The sequence below is a fragment of the Streptomyces sp. SID9727 genome (genome assembly GCF_010550605.1).
Taxonomy (GTDB): Bacteria; Actinomycetota; Actinomycetes; order Streptomycetales; family Streptomycetaceae; genus Streptomyces.
On record NZ_JAAGNI010000478.1, the window covers coordinates 1 to 18,021 of the forward strand.

The following is an 18,021-nucleotide window of genomic DNA, read 5'->3' on the forward strand; positions in this document are numbered from 1 at the left end:
CCGGGCCGGCATCGGCTCGGCGGTGGACGGGCTGGCGGCGGTCGGGGACGCCCGGCGCCTCGCGGACACGGCGCTGCGGGCCTGCCCGGCGGACGGCGGGACCGTCCTGCTCGACGAGCACCTGCCCGCCGCCCTGGTGGTCTCGTCCCCGGCGCTCGGCGCGGCCCTCGCCGACCGGGTGCTGGGCCCCCTGGACCGGCTGGACGCGGCCGACCGGGACGTGCTCATCGAAACGCTCACCGCGTGGTTCGACGCGGACGGCTCGGCGCCCCGGGCGGGCGCCCGCCTCTACTGCCACCGCAACACCGTCCTCAACCGCCTCCGCCGCTTCGAACAGCTCACCGGCCGCTGCCTGACCCGCCCCTCGGACGCGACCGAGGTCTCCCTGGCCCTGACGGCCCGCCGCCTGCTGCCGGACTGACCGCTGCGGACCGAGGGGGGCGCGGGGCGCGTGCGGGGCGCGTCCTGTGCCGCCGCACAGTCCCCGCCCGCACGGCCTGTACCCCCGCCGCGCCCCGGGGCGACCCGCTGTACGCCGGGCCGGGGGCCTGATGGCGTAACGGGCATGCCCTTTCCACGCCCGCTTTCCCCCGCCACCCCGGGATCCCGGCGGTGACCGGCGGTATCGACGCCCGCTCGCTCGCGGTCGTCGTGTTCCTCGCGTTCGTCGCCGTCTCGCTGCTGCTGTGCGGGCTGGCCGCCGCCGACCAGGACGATCCGGAGCACTTCTACGCGGGCGGCGGCTCCGCGCTCGGCCCCGCCGGGAGCGGGCTCGCCGTCGCCGGGGACTACCTCTCCGCCGCCACGCTGCTCTCGACCACCGGGTCCGTCGCGCTGGCCGGGTTCGACGGGGTGCTGTTCGCCCTGGCCACGGTCGTCTCGCTGGTCCTGGTGATGCGGGTCCTGGCCGAACCGATGCGCCGCAGCGGGGTGTTCACGCTCGGCGACTTCCTCGCGGACCGGCTCGGCGACCCCTCCGTGCGCCGCGCCCTCGGCATCACGACGCTGGTGGTCCTCACCCCGCTGCTCCTGGTCCAGCTCGCCACCGCCGGGCGGGTGATGGCCGCCATGTTCGGGCTGCCCGACGGCGCCCTCACCAGCTGCACCGTGGCCGGCGGCGCCCTGATGGTCTGCTACTCCGCGGTCGGCGGCATGCGGGGCACCGGGTACGTGCAGATCCTCAAGGTCGCGGTCGTCCTCGCGGCGGTGACCCTGCTCGCCGGTCTGGTGCTCGCCCGCTTCGGCTGGAACCCGTTCGCCCTGTTCGACGCCGCGCGCCACGGCAGCGGGGCCGGCGGTGCGTACGCCCGCCCCGGGCTCCAGTTCGGCCACGGACTCGCCGGCACCCTGGACCTGCTGGGCTTCCAGCTCACCCTGCTCCTCGGGGCCGCGTGCATGCCGCACATTACGATGCGGCTGCACCCGATGCGCGACCGCCGGACGGTGCGCCGCGCGACCGTGTGGGCGGTGGTCCCGGTGGCCGTGCTGTGCGCCGGGATCGTCGTCGCCGGACTCGGCGCGTCCGCGCTGCTCGGGCACAAGGCCATCCAGGGGGCGGACCCGGCCGGCGGCACCGCGCTGCTCATGGTGACCGGCGCCCTCGACCCGGGCGCCGGCGGGCCGCGCGAGAGCCTGCTCTTCGCGTGCGTGGCCTGCGCGGTCTTCGTCACCACACTGGCCGCCGTCGCCGGGATCACCCTCGCCGCAGCCTCGTCCCTGGCCCGCGACTTCGCGGCGAGGAGCAGGGCCCGCACGGCGGGGCGCTCCGGCCGGTCCGCGGGGCGCTCCGGCCGGTCCGCGGGGCGCGAGATCCTGCGGGCCCGCCTCGCGGTGGTCCTGACCGGCGCGGTCGCCGTCTGGGCGTCCACGTACACCCATGACCGCAACCCGCAGGTGCTGCTCTCGCTCTCCTTCGCGGCGGCGGCCTCCGTCCTGCCGCCGGTCCTGCTGTACGCGCTGTTCCGGCCGGGCTTCACCGCGCGCGGGGTGCGCTGGACGGTGTACGGGACGCTGCCGCTCATCGCGGTCCTGATGGTGTTCTCGCCCGCGTTCTCCGGCACGCCCGTCGCGCTCTTCCCGGACCGCGACTTCCACTGGTTCCCGCTCCAGACGCCCGGCCTGCTCACGATCCCGGCGGGCTTCCTGCTCGGACATCTGGGCTCCCGCGGCGGCCGGAAGCGGACCCCGGCCAGACGTGCAGCTTTTATTTCGCAATAGATATTGCACAACTTTTCTTTCCTGCCTACGCTCGGGGTATGGCACGCGACGCATCACGCCGGGTTTCCGACCTCGGCACCCTCAAGGCCTTCGGGCACCCCCTGCGGATGAAGCTCTACCGGGCCCTCTACATCGCCCGGCAGGCCACCGCTTCCCAGCTGGCCGAGCAGGTCGACGAGGCGGTCTCGCTCGTCAGCTACCACCTGCGCAAGCTCGCCGACCACGGCCTGATCGAGGAGGCCGGCCGCGAGGGCAGGGACGGCCGTGAGCGCTGGTGGCAGCCCGCTTCGGAGGGGCTGACCTTCCACGACGAGGACTTCAGCGACGCGCCCGAGAAGGCCGCCACCCACGCCGCCGTCGGCCGGCTCTCGTACGACCAGCACGTCGAGATGTACCGCCGCCACCTCGACGCGTACCGCACCTGGCCCGCCGAGTGGCGCCGCGCCTCCTTCAGCTCCGAATTCCTCGCCCGGCTGACCGCCGACGAACTCGCCGCCCTCGCCTCCGAGATGAACGACCTCATCAGGCGCTACGAGCAGCAGGGCCGCGCCCGCGAGGAGGCGGGCGACAGCGGGAACCGCGAGAACGTCGCGCTCCACGTGTACGGCTTCCCGTTCCGCACCTGAGCCGGCCCTCCGAGAGGACGAGACCGTGACCGCCACCCTGCCCGGCCCCGCCGAGGCCCCCGCCCGCCCGGCCCACCGCGACGGCAACGTCCTGCGCTGGCTCGGCGCGTACACCGCGTCCATGATCGGCGACAGCGTCTACTACATGGCCCTCGCCTGGGCCGCCGCCCGCACCGGCAGCGCCTCGCAGACCGGGCTGGTGCTCGCCGCGGGCTCCATACCCCGGGCGGTGCTCCTGCTCGGCGGGGGAGTGCTCGCCGACCGGCTCGGCCCGCGCCGCGTGGTCGTGGGCAGCGACACCGCCCGCTGCCTGGTCGTACTCGGCCTCGCCGGGGCCCTGCTGCTCACCTCGCCCACGGTGTGGACGCTGATCGCCGTCGCGCTCGTCTTCGGCGCCGTCGACGCCCTCTTCCTGCCCGCCGTCGGTGCCCTGCCGCCCCGGATCACCGCCGCCTCCCAGCTCGCCCGCGTCCAGGGCATGCGCGGCCTCGCCGCCCGTACCGCCAACGTCGTCGGCGCCCCGCTCGGCGGCGTCGCCGTCGCCCTCGGCGGTCCGGTCCTCGCCTTCGCCGCGGCCGGAGCCCTCTTCGCCGTGTCGCTCCCGCTCCTGCTGGCCGTACGCATGCGCGCGCTGCCCGCACCGGAGAAGGCCGCGCCCACCGGCACGGCCTGGCGCGACCTTGCCGACGGGCTGCGCCACATCCGCCGCCACCCGCTCCTCGGGCCCCTGGTGCTCGTCGTCGCCGTCACCGAACTCGGCTTCGTCGGCCCCCTCAACCTCGGCCTCATCCTGCTCAGCGACGAACGCGGCTGGGGCGCCTCCGGCATGGGCTGGGTCGTCGCCGCCTTCGGTACCGGCGCGGGCGCCTCCGCCCTGCTCCTCGCCGTGCGCGGCCGCGTGCCCAGGGCCGGACTGGTCATGTGCCTGACCGTCCTGGCCGGGGCAGTCGCCATCGCGGCCCTGGCGTACGTGCCCTCCGTACCGCTCGCCGCGACCGTCGCGGTCCTCGTCGGACTCTTCGCCGGCCTCGGCGGCTCGCTGTGCGGCGCACTCACGCAGACCGTCACCGACCCGGCCTACCTGGGCCGCGTCACCTCGGTCTCCACGCTCTTCACGCACGCCCTCGCGCCGCTCAGCTACCCCGTCACCGGCGCCGCCGTCGCCCTCTGGGGCACCGGCCCGGTCTTCGTCGCCAGCGCCGCCCTGTGCGCCGCGGGCGCGGGCACCGGCCTCCTCATGGCCCCGCTCCGCCGGGCGGAGCTCCCGCGCTGACCGGGGCGCACCCGGGCTACATGCCCAGCTTCGCCGTCGTCACCCGGCCGATCGCCTCCGGCTCGCCCTCCAGCTCCACCCGCGCCGCGTCCTGCCGCCCGAACGCGAACAGCAGCAGCTCGCCCGGCTCACCGGTCACCGTCACCACCGGCGTCCCCCGGTGCGCCACCGCGGTCTGGCCGTCCGGGCGGCGCAGCACCAGGCCCACGGGCGCCTTCCGGCCCAGCATCCGCGCCGCCTTCTCCGTGCGCGCCCACAGCACGTCCGCGAAGACCGGGTCCAGCTCACGGGGCGTCCAGTCGGGCTGCGCCCGGCGCACGTCCTCCGTGTGGATGTAGAACTCCACCGTGTTCGCCGCCTCGTCCAGCTGCTTCAGGCCGAACGGGGACATCCGGGGCGGCCCGGTGCGGATGAGCTGGATCAGCTCCTCGTACGGCTTCTCGGTGAACTCGGCCATGACCCGGTCCCGGCGGCTCTTCAGCGGGCCGATGACGATCCCGGCCGCCGCGTCCGGCCGCCGCTCCCGCACCACCACATGGGCCGCGAGATCACGGGCCGTCCAGCCCTGGCACAGGGTCGGGGCCTGCGGACCCGCCGCCTCCAACAGGTCGGCGAGCAGAAGACGTTCGCGCTTCGCATGGGTCGACATGCCCGCCAGCGTACGACCGCCGTCCCCCGTCCGCCCAGTGGACGCCGCCCTGGCACCCCGCGCCCCCACGGCACAATGGGCCCATGAGCAGCACGCCCCAGCCCGGCTCCCCCCGGACCGCCAGCGCCCTCGAGCCCGCCATCGCCGCCCGCCTCAAGCGCGGCGCCGACGGGCTGGTCCCGGCCGTCGCCCAGCAGTACGACACCGGCGAGGTACTCATGCTGGGCTGGATGGACGACGAGGCGCTGCACCGCACCCTCACCACCGGCCGCTGCACCTACTGGTCCCGCAGCCGCCAGGAGTACTGGGTCAAGGGCGACACCTCGGGCCACGTCCAGCTGGTCAAGTCCGTCGCCCTGGACTGCGACGCCGACACCGTCCTCGTCAAGGTCGACCAGACCGGTGCCGCCTGCCACACCGGCGACCGCACCTGCTTCGACGCCGACGTCCTCTTCCTCGCGCAGTAGGGTCTGCCGCCATGGACCTCGACACCTTCCGCAAGCTGGCCGTCGACCGGCGCGTCATCCCCGTCACCCGCCGCCTCCTCGCGGACGGCGACACCCCCGTCGGCCTCTACCGCAAGCTGGCGGGCGAGCGCACCGGCACCTTCCTCCTGGAATCCGCGGAGAACGGCCGCACCTGGTCGCGCTACTCCTTCGTCGGCGTACGCAGCGCCGCCACGCTGACCACCCGCGACGGCGAGGCCCACTGGCTCGGCACCCCGCCCGTCGGCGTCCCCGTCGACGGCGACCCGCTGGACGCCCTGCGCGCCACCATCGAGGCCCTGCACACCCCGCACGACCGGGAGTCCGGCCTGCCGCCCTTCACCGGCGGCATGGTCGGCTACCTCGGCTACGACATCGTGCGCCGCCTGGAGAAGATCGGCGAGAGCGGCGGCGACGACCTGAGGCTCCCCGAGCTGACCATGCTGCTCACCTCCGACCTCGCGGTCCTGGACCACTGGGACGGCAGCGTCCTGCTCATCGCCAACGCCATCAACCACAACGACCTGGCCACCGGCGTGGACGAGGCGTACGCCGACGCCGTCGTCCGGCTCGACGCGATGGAGCGCGACCTGCGCCGCCCCGTCGAGAACGCCCCCGCCGCCCTGCCGCCCTCCGAGCTGCCCCCGTACACCGCGCTCTGGGGCGGCCCGGCGTACCAGGACGCCGTCGAGGACGTGAAGGAGCGCATCCGGGCCGGCGAAGCCTTCCAGGTGGTGCCCTCCCAGCGCTTCGAGACCCCGTGCACGGCGAGCGCCCTCGACGTCTACCGGGTGCTGCGCGCCACCAACCCCTCGCCGTACATGTACCTCTTCCGGTTCGACGGCTTCGACGTCGCCGGGTCCAGCCCCGAGGCCCTGGTCAAGGTCGAGGACGGCCGCGCCATGGTCCACCCCATCGCCGGAACCCGGCACCGCGGCGCCACCCCGCAGGAGGACCAGGCCCTCGCCGACGAACTCCTCGCCGACCCCAAGGAGCGCGCCGAGCACCTCATGCTCGTGGACCTCGGCCGCAACGACCTGGGCCGGGTCTGCGAACCGGGCAGCGTCGAGGTGGTCGACTTCATGTCCATCGAGCGCTACTCGCACGTGATGCACATCGTCTCCACCGTCACCGGCAAGGTCGCCGAGGGCCGCACCGCCTTCGACGTGCTCACCGCCTGCTTCCCCGCCGGCACCCTCTCCGGCGCCCCCAAGCCCCGCGCCCTCCAGATCATCGAGGAGCTGGAACCCACCCGCCGGGGCCTGTACGGGGGCTGCGTCGGCTACCTCGACTTCGCCGGGGACTCCGACACCGCCATCGCCATCCGCACCGCCCTGCTCCGCGACGGCACCGCCTACGTCCAGGCGGGCGCGGGCGTCGTCGCCGACTCCGACCCGGTCGCCGAGGACACCGAGTGCCGCAACAAGGCGGCGGCCGTCCTCCGCGCCGTCCACACCGCCAACCGCCTCGGCGGCGCCTGAGCGGTGCGCCCGCGCCAGGGGCGCGGTGGGGCGTTCCGGGCCGGTGAGGGATAGTGGAGTACGTGAGTGCCGTCCCCGTACCCCAGCCCCGTACCGAAGCCGCCGCCGCGCCCGACAGTGCGGGGAGCCGCCGCACCCTGGCCGCCGGCCTGCTCCTCGGGGCGGCGGGCGCGACCGTCGTCCTGCTCGCCTCCGGGCAGACCTGGGCCGAGGGCAAGGCCCTGGTCGGCGGCGGCACCCTGCCGCTGAGCGCCGACGGGCAGGACGTCACCGGACTCCCCGCCGCCCTCGCGATCGTCGGGCTGGCCGCCCTCGTCGCCGTCTTCGCCGTACGCGGCGCCGGCCGGCGCGTGGTCGCCGGACTCCTCGCGCTCAGCGGACTCGGCGCCGCGCTCAGCGCCTTCCTCGGCGCGTCCGACAGCGGGGCGCTGGACGAGAAGGCCGCGCGGACCAGCGGCGACAGCGCCGCCACCATCACGGCCCTCAGCCACACCGCCTGGCCGTACGTCACGGCGGCCGGCGGCCTGCTGATCCTGCTCGCCGGGCTGCTCGCCCTGCGCTACGGCAACCGCTGGCCCACGATGTCCGGACGCTACGAGCGCGACGGGACCCCCCGCCCCCGCAAGGCCCCCCGCCCGCTCGACCCCGACCGGCCCGAGGATCTGTGGAAGGCCCTGGACCGAGGCGAGGACCCGACGCGCGAGGCATGACCCCCAGCTCACGTCCTACCCGCACGTACGGGACAATGACGGTGAGCTGGCACAGCGGCACGGGCCGTGGGCACAGCGACCCGAGCGATTCCAACAGCGCAACACCAACGAGGAGCAACTCATGGCGGGCAGCAGCCACGGACACACCCCGGCCGCCTGGACCGGTGTCATCATCGCCTTCATCGGCTTCTGCGTCGCGGGCGTCTTCATGGTCGCGTCCAACCCGGCCGGTTTCTGGGCCGGCATGGGCGTCGTCCTGCTCGGTGGTGTCGTCGGCCTCGCGATGAAGGCCGCGGGCCTCGGCATGCCGAAGGAGTCGGCCGAGCTGGCCGCCGCCCGCGCGCGCGCCGGCCAGGCGCAGACCTCCTGACCCCCGCACCACGTACGCCGGAGAGGCGCGGCCCGGACCGGGCTGCGCCTTTCCGCGTCAGCGGCGACAATCACCGGGTGGACGCAAAGCCAACCCCCGCCGCCGCCTCTCCGGCCCCGGACCCCGCCCCGGTCCCGGCCCCCGGGCCGCCGCCCTTCGCCCCCGTGCCGGCCCCCCTCTTCCCCACGGCCCCCGCCGGTGCCTCGCGGCTGCGGCGGCTCGCCGTCCCGGTGGGCGTGCTCGCCGCCGTCGTCGGCGCCTTCGGGTACGTCGCCACCGTCGACCCGAACGAGCCCGGCCACTACCCCGTCTGCCCGCTGCTGCGGTTCACCGGCGTCTACTGCCCCGGCTGCGGCGGCCTCCGCAGCGCCCACGCCTTCGCCCACGGCGACCTGGCCGCCGCCTTCGGCGCCAACGCCCTCGCCGTGGCCGGTTACGCGGTCTTCGCCGCGCTGTGGACCGTATGGCTGATCCGCGAGGCCCGCGGAAGGCCCCTGCGGATCGGGCTCCGGCCGGCGCACTGGTGGGCGATCGGCGCCGTACTGCTGCTCTTCACGGTCATCCGGAACCTCCCCTTCGGCTCCGCGCTCGCCCCGTGAAGTCCCAGGTAGTGGGACAGCCGGCGGCCGGATGCGGGCCCAGCGCCCCGCTGCGGATAACATCGGAGTGGCTGATCCTGTGGCCTGCTACGTTTTTTTGTCACCGTTCCGGAAGGGGGCCGCTCGCGTGAGTGTGCTCGACGAGATCATCGACGGCGTCCGCGCCGACCTCGCGGAGCGGCAGGCGCGCGTCAGCCTCGACGAGCTCAAGGAACGCGCCGCCCGTGCCCCCCGCGCCAAGGACGGCGTCGCCGCCCTGCGCGGCGAGGGCGTGACCGTCATCTGCGAGGTCAAGCGCTCCAGCCCCTCCAAGGGCGCGCTGGCCGCCATCGCCGACCCGGCCGCGCTCGCCGCGGACTACGAGGCCGGCGGGGCCTCCGTCATCTCGGTCCTCACCGAGGAGCGCCGCTTCGGCGGCTCCCTGGCGGACCTGGAGGCCGTCCGCGCCAAGGTCGACATCCCGATCCTCCGCAAGGACTTCATCGTCACCTCGTACCAGCTGTGGGAGGCCCGCGCGTACGGCGCCGACCTCGTGCTGCTGATCGTCGCCGCCCTCGAACAGGAGGCCCTGGTCTCCCTGATCGAGCGCGCCGAGTCCATCGGCCTCACGCCGCTGGTCGAGGCGCACGACGAGGACGAGGCCGAGCGCGCCGTCGCGGCCGGGGCCCGGATCATCGGCGTCAACGCGCGCAACCTCAAGGACCTCAAGGTCGACCGCTCCACCTTCGAGCGCGTCGCCCCCGAGATCCCCGACCACATCGTCAAGGTCGCCGAGTCCGGCGTCCGCGGCCCGCACGACCTGATCGCCTACGCCAACGCCGGCGCCGACGCCGTGCTGGTCGGCGAGTCCCTGGTCACCGGACGCGACCCGCGGACCGCCGTCGCCGACCTCGTCGCCGCCGGCGCCCACCCGGCCCTGCGCCACGGACGGGGCTGACCCGGCCGTGTCCCTCCCGCACCCCGAGCCGATGCGCTGCGCACTGCCCTCGTGGCACCGCGGCTGCCGGGCGCCCGCGCGCCGCGTGCACGGCCGGCGGGTGCGGTACGTGATCGGCGCCGAGCCCGGTCAGGTCAACGGCATGCGATGGCGCGGGACGCGCGCGCTGTAGAGCGAGCCCGGCCGCCGTCCCGCGCGTCCGAAACCGCCCCGGTCCAGGACCGGGGCGGCGCTCCGCTCACGGCGCAGACGGTGCGACCACCCCTGTGACGACGAGGAGCACGTTCCGCATGTCTTCCGACTTCTTCATCCCGGACCCGGAGGGTCTGATCCCCAGCGCCGAGGGCTACTTCGGCGCCTACGGCGGCAAGTTCATCCCGGAGGCGCTGGTCGCCGCCGTGGACGAGGTCGCCGTCGAGTACGACAAGGCCAAGGCCGACCCCGCGTTCGCCGCCGAGCTCGGCGAGCTGATGGTCCACTACACCGGACGGCCCAGCGCCCTCACCGAGGTGCCCCGCTTCGCGGAGCACGCCGGCGGCGCCCGCGTCTTCCTCAAGCGCGAGGACCTGAACCACACCGGCTCGCACAAGATCAACAACGTGCTGGGGCAGGCACTGCTGACCCGGCGCATGGGCAAGACCCGCGTCATCGCGGAGACCGGCGCCGGACAGCACGGCGTCGCCACCGCGACCGCCTGCGCCCTCTTCGGCCTCGACTGCACCATCTACATGGGCGAGATCGACACCCGGCGCCAGGCGCTGAACGTGGCGCGCATGCGGATGCTCGGCGCCGAGGTCATCGCCGTGAAGTCCGGCTCCCGCACCCTCAAGGACGCCATCAACGAGGCGTTCCGCGACTGGGTCGCCAACGTGGACCGCACCCACTACCTCTTCGGCACGGTCGCCGGGCCGCACCCCTTCCCGGCGATGGTCCGCGACTTCCACCGCGTCATCGGCGTGGAGGCCAGACGGCAGATCCTGGAGCGGGCCGGCCGGCTGCCGGACGCGGCCGTGGCCTGCGTCGGCGGCGGCTCCAACGCCATCGGCCTCTTCCACGCCTTCGTGCCCGACCCGGACGTCCGCCTCATCGGCTGCGAGCCCGCCGGACACGGCGTGGAGACCGGCGAGCACGCGGCGACCCTGACCGCGGGCGAGCCCGGCATCCTGCACGGCTCGCGCAGCTACGTCCTCCAGGACGACGAGGGCCAGATCACCGAGCCGTACTCCATCTCGGCCGGCCTGGACTACCCGGGCATCGGCCCCGAGCACGCCTACCTCAAGGACGTGGGCCGGGGCGAGTACCGCGCCGTCACCGACGACGCGGCCATGCAGGCGCTGCGCCTGCTCTCCCGCACCGAGGGCATCATCCCGGCCATCGAGAGCGCGCACGCGCTGGCCGGGGCGCTGGAGGTCGGCAAGGAGCTGGGCAAGGACGGGCTGATCCTCGTCAACCTCTCCGGGCGCGGCGACAAGGACATGGACACGGCGGCCCGTTACTTCGGGCTGTACGACACCGACGGGGCCGTCGAGGCGGACGCCGGCAGCGGTGCCGCGGAGATCGAGGGGGACGCGCTGTGAGCGGCAACGTCGAACTGCTGAATACCACGCTCGCCGCCACGCGGGCCGAGGACCGGGCCGCGCTCATCGCGTACCTGCCGGCCGGCTTCCCGACCGTCGACGGCGGCATCGAGGCCATCAAGGCCGCCGTGGCGGGCGGCGCCGACGTGATCGAGGTGGGGCTGCCGCACAGCGACCCGGTGCTCGACGGCCCGGTCATCCAGACCGCCGACGACATCGCGCTGCGCGGCGGCGTGCGGATCGCCGACGTGATGCGCACGGTCCGCGAGGCCCACGAGGCCACCGGGGCGCCGATCCTCGTCATGACGTACTGGAACCCGATCGACCGGTACGGCGTCGAGCGGTTCACCGCCGAACTGGCCGAGGCGGGCGGCGCCGGGTGCATCCTGCCCGACCTGCCGGTCCAGGAGTCCGCGCTGTGGCGCGAGCACGCGGGGCGGCACGGCCTGGCCACTGTCTTCGTCGTCGCGCCCAGCAGCAAGGACGAGCGGATCGCCACCATCACCGACGCGGGCTCCGGCTTCGTCTACGCCGCGTCCCTGATGGGCGTCACCGGCACCCGCGCCTCGGTCGGCGCGCAGGCGGAGGACCTGGTCCGGCGGACCCGCGCCACGACCGATCTGCCGGTCTGCGTCGGCCTCGGCGTGTCCGACGCCGCCCAGGCCGCGGAGGTCGCCGGCTTCGCCGACGGCGTCATCGTCGGCACGGCCTTCGTCAAGCGGATGCTCGACGCCCCCGACGAGGCCGCCGGGCTCGCGGGCGTCCGTTCCCTGGCGGCCGAGCTTGCCGAAGGTGTTCGAAAGCGCTGACACCCGAGGTAACCCGAACGGGTGGACCTCGGCCCGGGGAGGCACGCGAGTGCCTTCCCGGGTCGTTTGCGCGGTGTGAGCGAGAAGAACGAACAGGGTAAGAGGGCCGCGCGAGACCGGCTGATCCAGCAGCGCGAGCAGGCGAAGGCGCGCGACCGCCGGCGCCGCACGCTGATCGTGTCCACGGCCGTGGTGGGGGTCCTGGGCCTGGCCGCCGTCGTCGGCGTGATCGCGGCGAACACCGACGGCAAGAGCGACAAGTCCAAGGCGTCCGGGCCGGCCGTCGCCCCGTCCGGAGCGACCGGCAAGGACGCACTGGCCATCCGGGTCGGCGCGGACGACGCCCCGTCCACCCTGACCATCTGGGAGGACTTCCGCTGCCCGGTCTGCGCCCAGTTCGAGACCGCGTTCCGCGACACGATCCACGAGATGGAGCGCGACGGCCAGATCAAGGTCGACTACCACCTCGCCACGATCATCGACGGCAACATGGGTGGCAGCGGCTCCCTCAAGGCGGCCAACGCGGCCGCCTGCGCGCAGGACGCCGGCAAGTTCTCCGCGTACCACGACGTGCTGTACAGCAACCAGCCCGCGGAGACCGACGACGCCTTCGGGGACAACGACAAGCTGATCGAGCTCGCCAAGAAGGTCCCCGGGCTGGACACGCCCGGCTTCCGCGGCTGCGTCGAGGACGGCAAGCACGACGCGTGGGTGGAGAAGTCCAACCAGGCGTTCCGCGACGGCGGCTTCCAGGGCACACCCACGGCGCTGCTCAACGGGGAGACGATCTTCCCGAAGAAGGGCGACGAGGCGATCACCGTGGCCAACCTGAAGAAGTGGGTCGCCGAGGCCAACAAGGGCAAGAAGCCCGCCACCGCCACGGCCACGCCGTAGGGCTTCCCCGGGGCCGGCCGGGGGAATCGACGGCCCGCTCGTTACCCAGACGTTGCCGGGTGGGTTGCCCTACCTCCCGCCCGGCAGGGTAGCGTCGATGCTGCCATGAACCTTGCCTACATTCCCAGCCCGTCGACCGGCGTGATCGATCTCGGACCGATCCCGCTCCGCGGCTACGCGTTCTGCATCATCATCGGTGTCTTCGTCGCCGTCTGGTTCGGCAACAAGCGCTGGGTCGCCCGAGGAGGCACCAGCGGCACTGTTGCCGATATCGCCGTCTGGGCCGTGCCCTTCGGCCTTGTCGGCGGCCGGCTCTACCACGTCATCACCGACTACCAGCTGTACTTCAGCGACGGTGAGGACTGGGTCGACGCCTTCAAGATCTGGCAGGGCGGCCTCGGTATCTGGGGTGCGATCGCGCTGGGCGCGGTCGGCGCCTGGATCGGCTGCCGCCGCCGCGGGATCCCGCTGCCCGCCTGGGCCGACGCCCTCGCTCCCGGCATCGTCCTCGCCCAGGCGTGCGGCCGCTGGGGCAACTGGTTCAACCAGGAGCTGTACGGCAGGGCGACCGACGTCCCGTGGGCGCTGAAGATCAGCGAGGGCCCGAACCGGGTCGCGGGCACCTACCACCCGACATTCCTGTACGAGTCGCTCTGGTGCGTCGGCGTCGCCCTCCTGGTGGTCTGGGCCGACCGCCGCTTCAAGCTCGGGCACGGCCGGGCCTTCGCGCTGTACGTCGCGGCGTACTGCGCGGGGCGCGTGTGGACCGAGTACCTGCGCGTGGACGAGGCGCACCACATCCTGGGCATGCGGCTCAACGTGTGGACCGCGCTGATCGTGTTCGTGCTCGCGGTGGCGTACATCGTGATCTCGGCGAAGGTGAGGCCGGGCCGCGAGGAGATCATCGAGCCCGGGGCGCCGGAGGCGTCGGAGGGCTCGGGCAAGGCGGACGAGGACAAGGCGGACGAGGCCGAGGCCGCGGCGGGGGCACCGGAGGCGTCGGAGGGCTCGGGCAAGGCGGACAAGGCCGAGGCGGACGAGCCGGAGGCCGCGGATGCGCCGAAGGCGGACGGTACGGCGGAAGCCGCGAAGGGCTGACGCTGCGCAGACGGATGAGGGGCCGCCGAGACTTTCGGCGGCCCCTTCGCCGTCGCGGGGTGCCCTCGATCGCCGGACGGGCTCGGTGTGGCCGCCCGCCGTCGCATCGGCTCCGTCGGCTGGAGCGGGCGGTGCGGCGAGAACCCAGCCCGTCCGGCGCTTGAGGACAGCGCGGTCAGGTGGAGCGCCGGGTCACCGTTTCCGTTGCGCCAGCGCCAGCGTCCGTCGCGCCTGCGCGACCACCGCCGCGTCCACGAAGCGGCCGTCCGGCAGGGCCTGGGCCCCCGCCTGGTCCCGCGCGGCCTCCACGATCTCCCAGGCCGCTTCGACCTCCTGCGGCGTCGGGCGGAACGCGCGTTCGATCACCGGGAGCTGGCGGGGGTGGATCGCCGCCCGGCCCAGGAAGCCCAGGGCCCGCCCGCGGGCGCAGGAGGACCAGAGGCCGTCCAGGTCGCGGACGTCCGCGTACACCGACTGCGTGGGCGGCGCCAGGCCCGCCGCACGGGCGGCGACCACCACCCGGCTGCGCGACCAGTCGAGCCCCGCGTCCTCCCGTACGCCCAGATCCGCGCGGAGGTCGGCCTCGCCCAGGGCGATGGCGCGGACCTGGGGGTGCGCGGAGGCCACCGAGTACGCGTGCTCGATACCGAGGGCCGACTCCAGGAGCGGGCACAGGGCGACCCCGGGGGCCAGCGCCGCGATGTGGTGGACGGACGCGGCGTGGGTGATCTTCGGCAGCCGCAGTCCCGCGAGCCCCGGCAGCCCGGCCAGCGCCAGGACGTCCGCCTCGTCGTTGACCCGGACATGGACGGGTGGCGCCGTGGCGGACGGCGGGTCCGACAGCAGTTCCACGGTCGCGCCGCGCGCGTACTCCTTGCGGTCGGGGGCGACCGCGTCCTCCAGGTCCACGATCACCACGTCCGGTCCCGCGCCGGCCGCCTTGCGCACGACGTCCGGCCGGTCGCCGGGCACGTACAGCAGGGTGAGGGGGGCCGCCGCGCTCACAGCACCCGCTCCGCCCGCAGCGCCGAGATCTCGGGCCCGCTCAGCCCCAGCTCGGTCAGGATCTCCTCGGTGTCGGCCCCGTGCGGACGGCCCGTCCAGCGGATCGCGCCCGGGGTCCGGGAGAGCCGGAAGAGGACGTTCTGCATCCGCAGCGGGCCCAGCTCCGGATCGTCCACCTCGGTGACGGAGTCCAGCGCCCGGTACTGCGGGTCCTCCATCACGTCCCGTACGTCGTGGATGGGGGCGATGGCGGCCTCCGCCTTCTCGAACGCGGACAGCGCCTCCTCCCGGCTGTGCCGGGCGATCCAGTGGCCCACGGCCTCGTCCAGCTCGTCGCTGTGCTCGGCGCGGGTGGCGCCCGAGGCGAACCACGGCTCCTCGATCAGGTCCGCCCGTCCGACCAGCCGCATCACCCGCTCCGCCACCGACTGCGCGGAGGTGGAGACGGCCACCCACTGCCCGTCCGAGGTGCGGTAGGTGTTGCGCGGGGCGTTGTTGCGCGACCGGTTCCCGGTGCGCGGCTGTACGTAGCCGAGCTGGTCGTACCAGAGCGGCTGCGGGCCGAGCACGGTCAGGATCGGCTCGATGATCGCCATGTCGACCACCTGCCCCTCGCCGGTCCGGTCCCGGCCGGCCAGCGCGGCCATCACCGCGTACGCCGTGGCGAGCGCGGCGATCGAGTCGGCGAGACCGAACGGCGGCAGGGTCGGCGGCCCGTCCGGCTCCCCGGTGATCGCCGCGAAGCCGCTCATCGCCTCGGCGAGCGTCCCGAAGCCGGGCCGGTGGGAGTACGGGCCGAACTGGCCGAAACCCGTGACGCGCACGAGGATCAGGCGCGGGTTGACCGCGTGCAGCTCATCGGGCCCGAGGCCCCACCGCTCCAGCGTGCCGGGCCGGAAGTTCTCGATGATCACATCGGTGTCCGCCGCGAGCCGCAGCAGCAGGTCGCGGCCCTCCGGCGCGGAGAGGTCGAGCGTCAGGTTGCGCTTGTTGCGGCCGAGGAGCTTCCACCACAGGCCCACGCCGTCCTTCGCGGGCCCGTGGCCCCGGGAGGGGTCGGGGCGCACCGGGTGCTCGACCTTGATCACCTCGGCGCCGAAGTCGCCCAGCATCGTCGCGCAGAGCGGGCCCGCGAAGAGCGTGGCGAGATCGACGACCCGCAGTCCGGTGAGCGGCGGGGCCGCGGGGGCGCTCACGCGCCGTCGATTTCGCTGCGGTACGGCATGGAGACCGAGGCGCCCGGTTTCTGCACGCAGAGCGCGGCGGCGGCCGAGGCCCAGGCGACGGCCTGCGGCATCGGGCGCCCTTCGCCGAGCGCCACGGCCAGGGTGCCGACGAAGGTGTCCCCGGCGCCGGTGGTGTCGACGGCGGTGACGTCCGGGGCCGGGAAGTGGATGGTGCGGCTGCCCCGGGCCGCGTACAGGCTGCCCTTCGAGCCGAGCGTGATGAGCACCGCGGGGACCTGGCCGAGGAGGATCTCCGCCGCCGCGTGCGGGTCGTCGTAGCCGGACAGCTCGGCGGCCTCGTGCTCGTTGGGGACCAGCAGGTCGACGTGGTCGAGGAGTTCGGAGGGCAGCTCCTGCACGGGGGAAGGGGTGAGCACGGTCCGTACGCCCTGGGCGTGCCCGGCGCGGGCGCCCTCGATCACGGCGGACATCGGCAGCTCCAGCTGGAGCAGCAGCAGATCCGCCTCGGCGATGGCGGCCACCTCGCCCGGACCGAGCGCCGTCATGGTGCCGTTGGCGCCGGGGATGACCACGATCGCGTTGGAGCCCTTGGCGTCGACCACGATGTGCGCGGTGCCGCTGGGGCCCTCGGCGGTGTGCAGCAGATCGGTGTCGACGCCGGAGTGCTCCAGGTTCTCCCGCATCCGTACGCCGTACTCGTCGTCGCCGACCGCGCCGATCATCAGCACGTCACCGCCCGCGCGGGCGGCCGCGACGGCCTGGTTGGCGCCCTTGCCGCCGGGGATGGTGCGGAACTCCCGTCCGGTGACGGTCTGCCCGCGCTCCGGGGCCCGGTCGACGTAAGCCACAAGATCCATATTGGTGCTGCCGAGCACCGCGATTCTGGTCATGGGCGGAGTGCCTCCTCGTGGGTGAGCCGGTGGGTCAGGTCGGCGAGGGTGTCGAAGCCGGCCCCGTCGAAGCCGGGGACGGACGTGGCGAGCCGGTTCTTCAGCGGGGCGGTCCACCGGTCGGGCAGCGCGTCCGGCCGCCCGGCGAGCAGTCCGGCGAGCGAACCGGCGGTCGCGCCGTTGGAGTCGGTGTCCCAGCCGCCGGACACCGCCTTGCAGATCGAACCGGTGAAGTCGCCGTCGGCGTGGGTGAGCGCGGAGGCCAGCAGGGCCGCGTTGGGCAGCACATGCACCCAGTGATACCTGCCGTACGCCGCGTGCAGCCGGTCCACGACCGTATCGAAGTCCCGTTCCTCGCGGGCGGCCGTGATGCCGTCGCGTACCGCCGCCGCGAACCGCGAGCGCGGCGGTACCACGCGCAGGCCGGTGGCCAGGCAGCCGTGCACGTCGGTCTCGCCGGTGGCCGCCTCGGCCAGCGCCGCCGCCGTGAACATCGCGCCGTAGACGCCGTTCCCGGTGTGGGTGAGGACCGCGTCGCGGTACGCCCGCTCCGCGGCCCCCGCCGGGTCGCCGGGCCGGGTCCAGCCGTGCGCGTCGGCCCGGATCTGGGCGCCGATCCACTCGCGGAACGGGTTGCGGTGGCGGGCGGTGTCCGGGGGCTCGATGCCGTCGAGCAGATTGCGGTACGCGATCCGCTCGGCGGTGAACGTGCGCCCGGCCGGCAGCTCGTCCAGCCAGAGCCGGGCCAGGTCCGCCGTGGTGAACGCGGTGCCGTGCCGCTGGAGCAGCAACAGGGTGAGCAGGGGGTGGTTGAGGTCGTCGTCCTCGGGCATCCCGTCGATGTTCTCGGCGAGCGAGGTGGGCGCGGAGCGCCGGTTCCACGGGTAGGCGGCGGCCAGCGGGGCGGGCAGGCCCCGGGCGGTGAACCAGGTGTTCAGGGGCCAGTTGCCGGTGGCCCGGGCCAGGGCGCGGATGCCTTCCAGGGGCAGCTTCTCGACCGGTTTGCCCAGCAGGCAGCCGGCGGCGCGGCCCAGCCAGGCGGCGTGCAGCCGCTCCCGCGCGGCCGGCCGCACGTTCCGGTCGTGCGGCCACTGCGGGCAGGCGGCCCTGATCTCGTCCAGGCCGTCCGGCTCGTCACCGGCCAGCGGGGACTCCAGCAGGGCGAGTTCGTCGAGCAGCCGTTCGGCGACCGCGCGCAGCCCGGGCGGGGGGCC

At 74.4% G+C, this 18,021-nt stretch carries 19 protein-coding genes; 14 read left to right on the plus strand and 5 right to left on the minus strand.

From position 1 onward, the window contains the following. The 4 genes from G3I41_RS33060 to G3I41_RS33075 form a co-directional block, all read left to right on the plus strand. Positions 1-421: helix-turn-helix domain-containing protein (locus G3I41_RS33060; RefSeq protein WP_164404218.1), on the plus strand; the 421-nt coding region annotated here is incomplete at its 5' end. Positions 422-612: 191 nt separating this feature from the next. Beyond that, on the plus strand, positions 613-2,217 hold the full coding sequence (locus G3I41_RS33065) for a cation acetate symporter (protein WP_164404219.1): 1,605 nt from the start codon (positions 613-615) through the stop codon (positions 2,215-2,217). A 38-nt stretch (positions 2,218-2,255) separates the two neighbouring features. Continuing rightward, complete coding sequence (locus G3I41_RS33070; RefSeq protein WP_164404220.1) at positions 2,256-2,843, plus strand: helix-turn-helix domain-containing protein; 588 nt, start codon at positions 2,256-2,258, stop codon at positions 2,841-2,843. 25 nt (positions 2,844-2,868) lie between these two features. After that, positions 2,869-4,116: an MFS transporter gene (locus G3I41_RS33075; RefSeq protein ID WP_164404221.1), complete on the plus strand. Its 1,248-nt coding sequence runs from the start codon at positions 2,869-2,871 to the stop codon at positions 4,114-4,116. A 16-nt stretch (positions 4,117-4,132) separates the two neighbouring features. Here the strand turns inward: G3I41_RS33075 and G3I41_RS33080 are convergent, their stop codons facing one another. Beyond that, entirely contained in the window at positions 4,133-4,765 is a 633-nt protein-coding gene (locus tag G3I41_RS33080; RefSeq protein WP_164404222.1) for a TIGR03085 family metal-binding protein, read from the minus strand. Positions 4,766-4,848: 83 nt separating this feature from the next. On the opposite strand from G3I41_RS33080, the gene hisI reads away from it, so the two are divergent. The 10 genes from hisI to lgt all read left to right on the plus strand — a co-directional run bounded on the left by hisI (position 4,849) and on the right by lgt (position 13,725). Further along, on the plus strand, positions 4,849-5,232 hold the full coding sequence (gene hisI, locus G3I41_RS33085; protein WP_164404223.1) for a phosphoribosyl-AMP cyclohydrolase: 384 nt from the start codon (positions 4,849-4,851) through the stop codon (positions 5,230-5,232). 11 nt (positions 5,233-5,243) lie between these two features. Next, positions 5,244-6,731 carry an anthranilate synthase component I gene (locus G3I41_RS33090; protein ID WP_164404224.1) on the plus strand — a complete coding sequence of 496 codons (1,488 nt, stop codon included), beginning with the start codon at positions 5,244-5,246 and terminating at the stop codon, positions 6,729-6,731. A gap of 53 nt (positions 6,732-6,784) precedes the next feature. Continuing rightward, positions 6,785-7,441, plus strand: coding sequence for a TIGR02234 family membrane protein (locus tag G3I41_RS33095; RefSeq protein ID WP_164404225.1), 657 nt, complete (start codon positions 6,785-6,787; stop codon positions 7,439-7,441). 121 nt (positions 7,442-7,562) lie between these two features. Then, positions 7,563-7,811, plus strand: a complete 249-nt coding sequence (locus tag G3I41_RS33100) for an HGxxPAAW family protein (RefSeq protein WP_164404226.1) — start codon at positions 7,563-7,565, stop codon at positions 7,809-7,811. Positions 7,812-7,975: 164 nt separating this feature from the next. Beyond that, positions 7,976-8,410 (plus strand): DUF2752 domain-containing protein, encoded by a 435-nt coding sequence (locus G3I41_RS33105; protein ID WP_164404236.1) that lies wholly within the window; start codon positions 7,976-7,978, stop codon positions 8,408-8,410. A gap of 127 nt (positions 8,411-8,537) precedes the next feature. After that, complete coding sequence (trpC, locus tag G3I41_RS33110; protein WP_164404227.1) at positions 8,538-9,347, plus strand: indole-3-glycerol phosphate synthase TrpC; 810 nt, start codon at positions 8,538-8,540, stop codon at positions 9,345-9,347. 290 nt (positions 9,348-9,637) lie between these two features. Further along, positions 9,638-10,924 (plus strand): tryptophan synthase subunit beta, encoded by a 1,287-nt coding sequence (gene trpB / locus G3I41_RS33115; RefSeq protein ID WP_164404228.1) that lies wholly within the window; start codon positions 9,638-9,640, stop codon positions 10,922-10,924. Continuing rightward, entirely contained in the window at positions 10,921-11,733 is an 813-nt protein-coding gene (gene trpA, locus G3I41_RS33120; RefSeq protein WP_164404229.1) for a tryptophan synthase subunit alpha, read from the plus strand. Before trpB ends, trpA begins: the two co-directional genes overlap by 4 nt. Positions 11,734-11,808: 75 nt before the next feature. Further along, positions 11,809-12,627, plus strand: a complete 819-nt coding sequence (locus G3I41_RS33125; protein ID WP_164404230.1) for a thioredoxin domain-containing protein — start codon at positions 11,809-11,811, stop codon at positions 12,625-12,627. A 105-nt stretch (positions 12,628-12,732) separates the two neighbouring features. Next, positions 12,733-13,725: a prolipoprotein diacylglyceryl transferase gene (gene lgt, locus G3I41_RS33130; protein WP_164404231.1), complete on the plus strand. Its 993-nt coding sequence runs from the start codon at positions 12,733-12,735 to the stop codon at positions 13,723-13,725. Between the two features lie 192 nt (positions 13,726-13,917). Here lgt and G3I41_RS33135 read toward each other — a convergent pair whose 3' ends face one another. From G3I41_RS33135 to G3I41_RS33150, 4 genes are all read right to left on the minus strand, one after another. Beyond that, the gene (locus tag G3I41_RS33135; RefSeq protein ID WP_164404232.1) at positions 13,918-14,730 is read right to left on the minus strand and encodes a CoA ester lyase; all 813 of its coding nucleotides are present in this window, start codon (positions 14,728-14,730) and stop codon (positions 13,918-13,920) included. Then, positions 14,727-15,926, minus strand: coding sequence for a CoA transferase (locus G3I41_RS33140; RefSeq protein WP_164404233.1), 1,200 nt, complete (start codon positions 15,924-15,926; stop codon positions 14,727-14,729). Before G3I41_RS33140 ends, G3I41_RS33135 begins: the two co-directional genes overlap by 4 nt. After that, a complete protein-coding gene (rbsK, locus tag G3I41_RS33145) occupies positions 15,923-16,807 on the minus strand; it encodes a ribokinase (protein WP_164404234.1) in 885 nt (294 codons plus the stop codon). Before rbsK ends, G3I41_RS33140 begins: the two co-directional genes overlap by 4 nt. After that, positions 16,804-18,021 (minus strand): ADP-ribosylglycohydrolase family protein (locus tag G3I41_RS33150; protein ID WP_164404235.1); only part of this gene is annotated, 1,218 nt, incomplete at its 5' end. The genes G3I41_RS33150 and rbsK, both read right to left, overlap by 4 nt.

Coding starts and splice junctions, on each gene's coding strand:
- G3I41_RS33070 (WP_164404220.1), top strand. CDS start 2,256: ATGGCACGCGACGCATCACGCCGGGTTTCCGACCTCGGCACCCTCAAG.
- G3I41_RS33080 (WP_164404222.1), bottom strand. CDS start 4,765: ATGTCGACCCATGCGAAGCGCGAACGTCTTCTGCTCGCCGACCTGTTG.
- hisI (WP_164404223.1), top strand. CDS start 4,849: ATGAGCAGCACGCCCCAGCCCGGCTCCCCCCGGACCGCCAGCGCCCTC.
- G3I41_RS33090 (WP_164404224.1), top strand. CDS start 5,244: ATGGACCTCGACACCTTCCGCAAGCTGGCCGTCGACCGGCGCGTCATC.
- G3I41_RS33100 (WP_164404226.1), top strand. CDS start 7,563: ATGGCGGGCAGCAGCCACGGACACACCCCGGCCGCCTGGACCGGTGTC.
- trpB (WP_164404228.1), top strand. CDS start 9,638: ATGTCTTCCGACTTCTTCATCCCGGACCCGGAGGGTCTGATCCCCAGC.
- lgt (WP_164404231.1), top strand. CDS start 12,733: ATGAACCTTGCCTACATTCCCAGCCCGTCGACCGGCGTGATCGATCTC.
- rbsK (WP_164404234.1), bottom strand. CDS start 16,807: ATGACCAGAATCGCGGTGCTCGGCAGCACCAATATGGATCTTGTGGCT.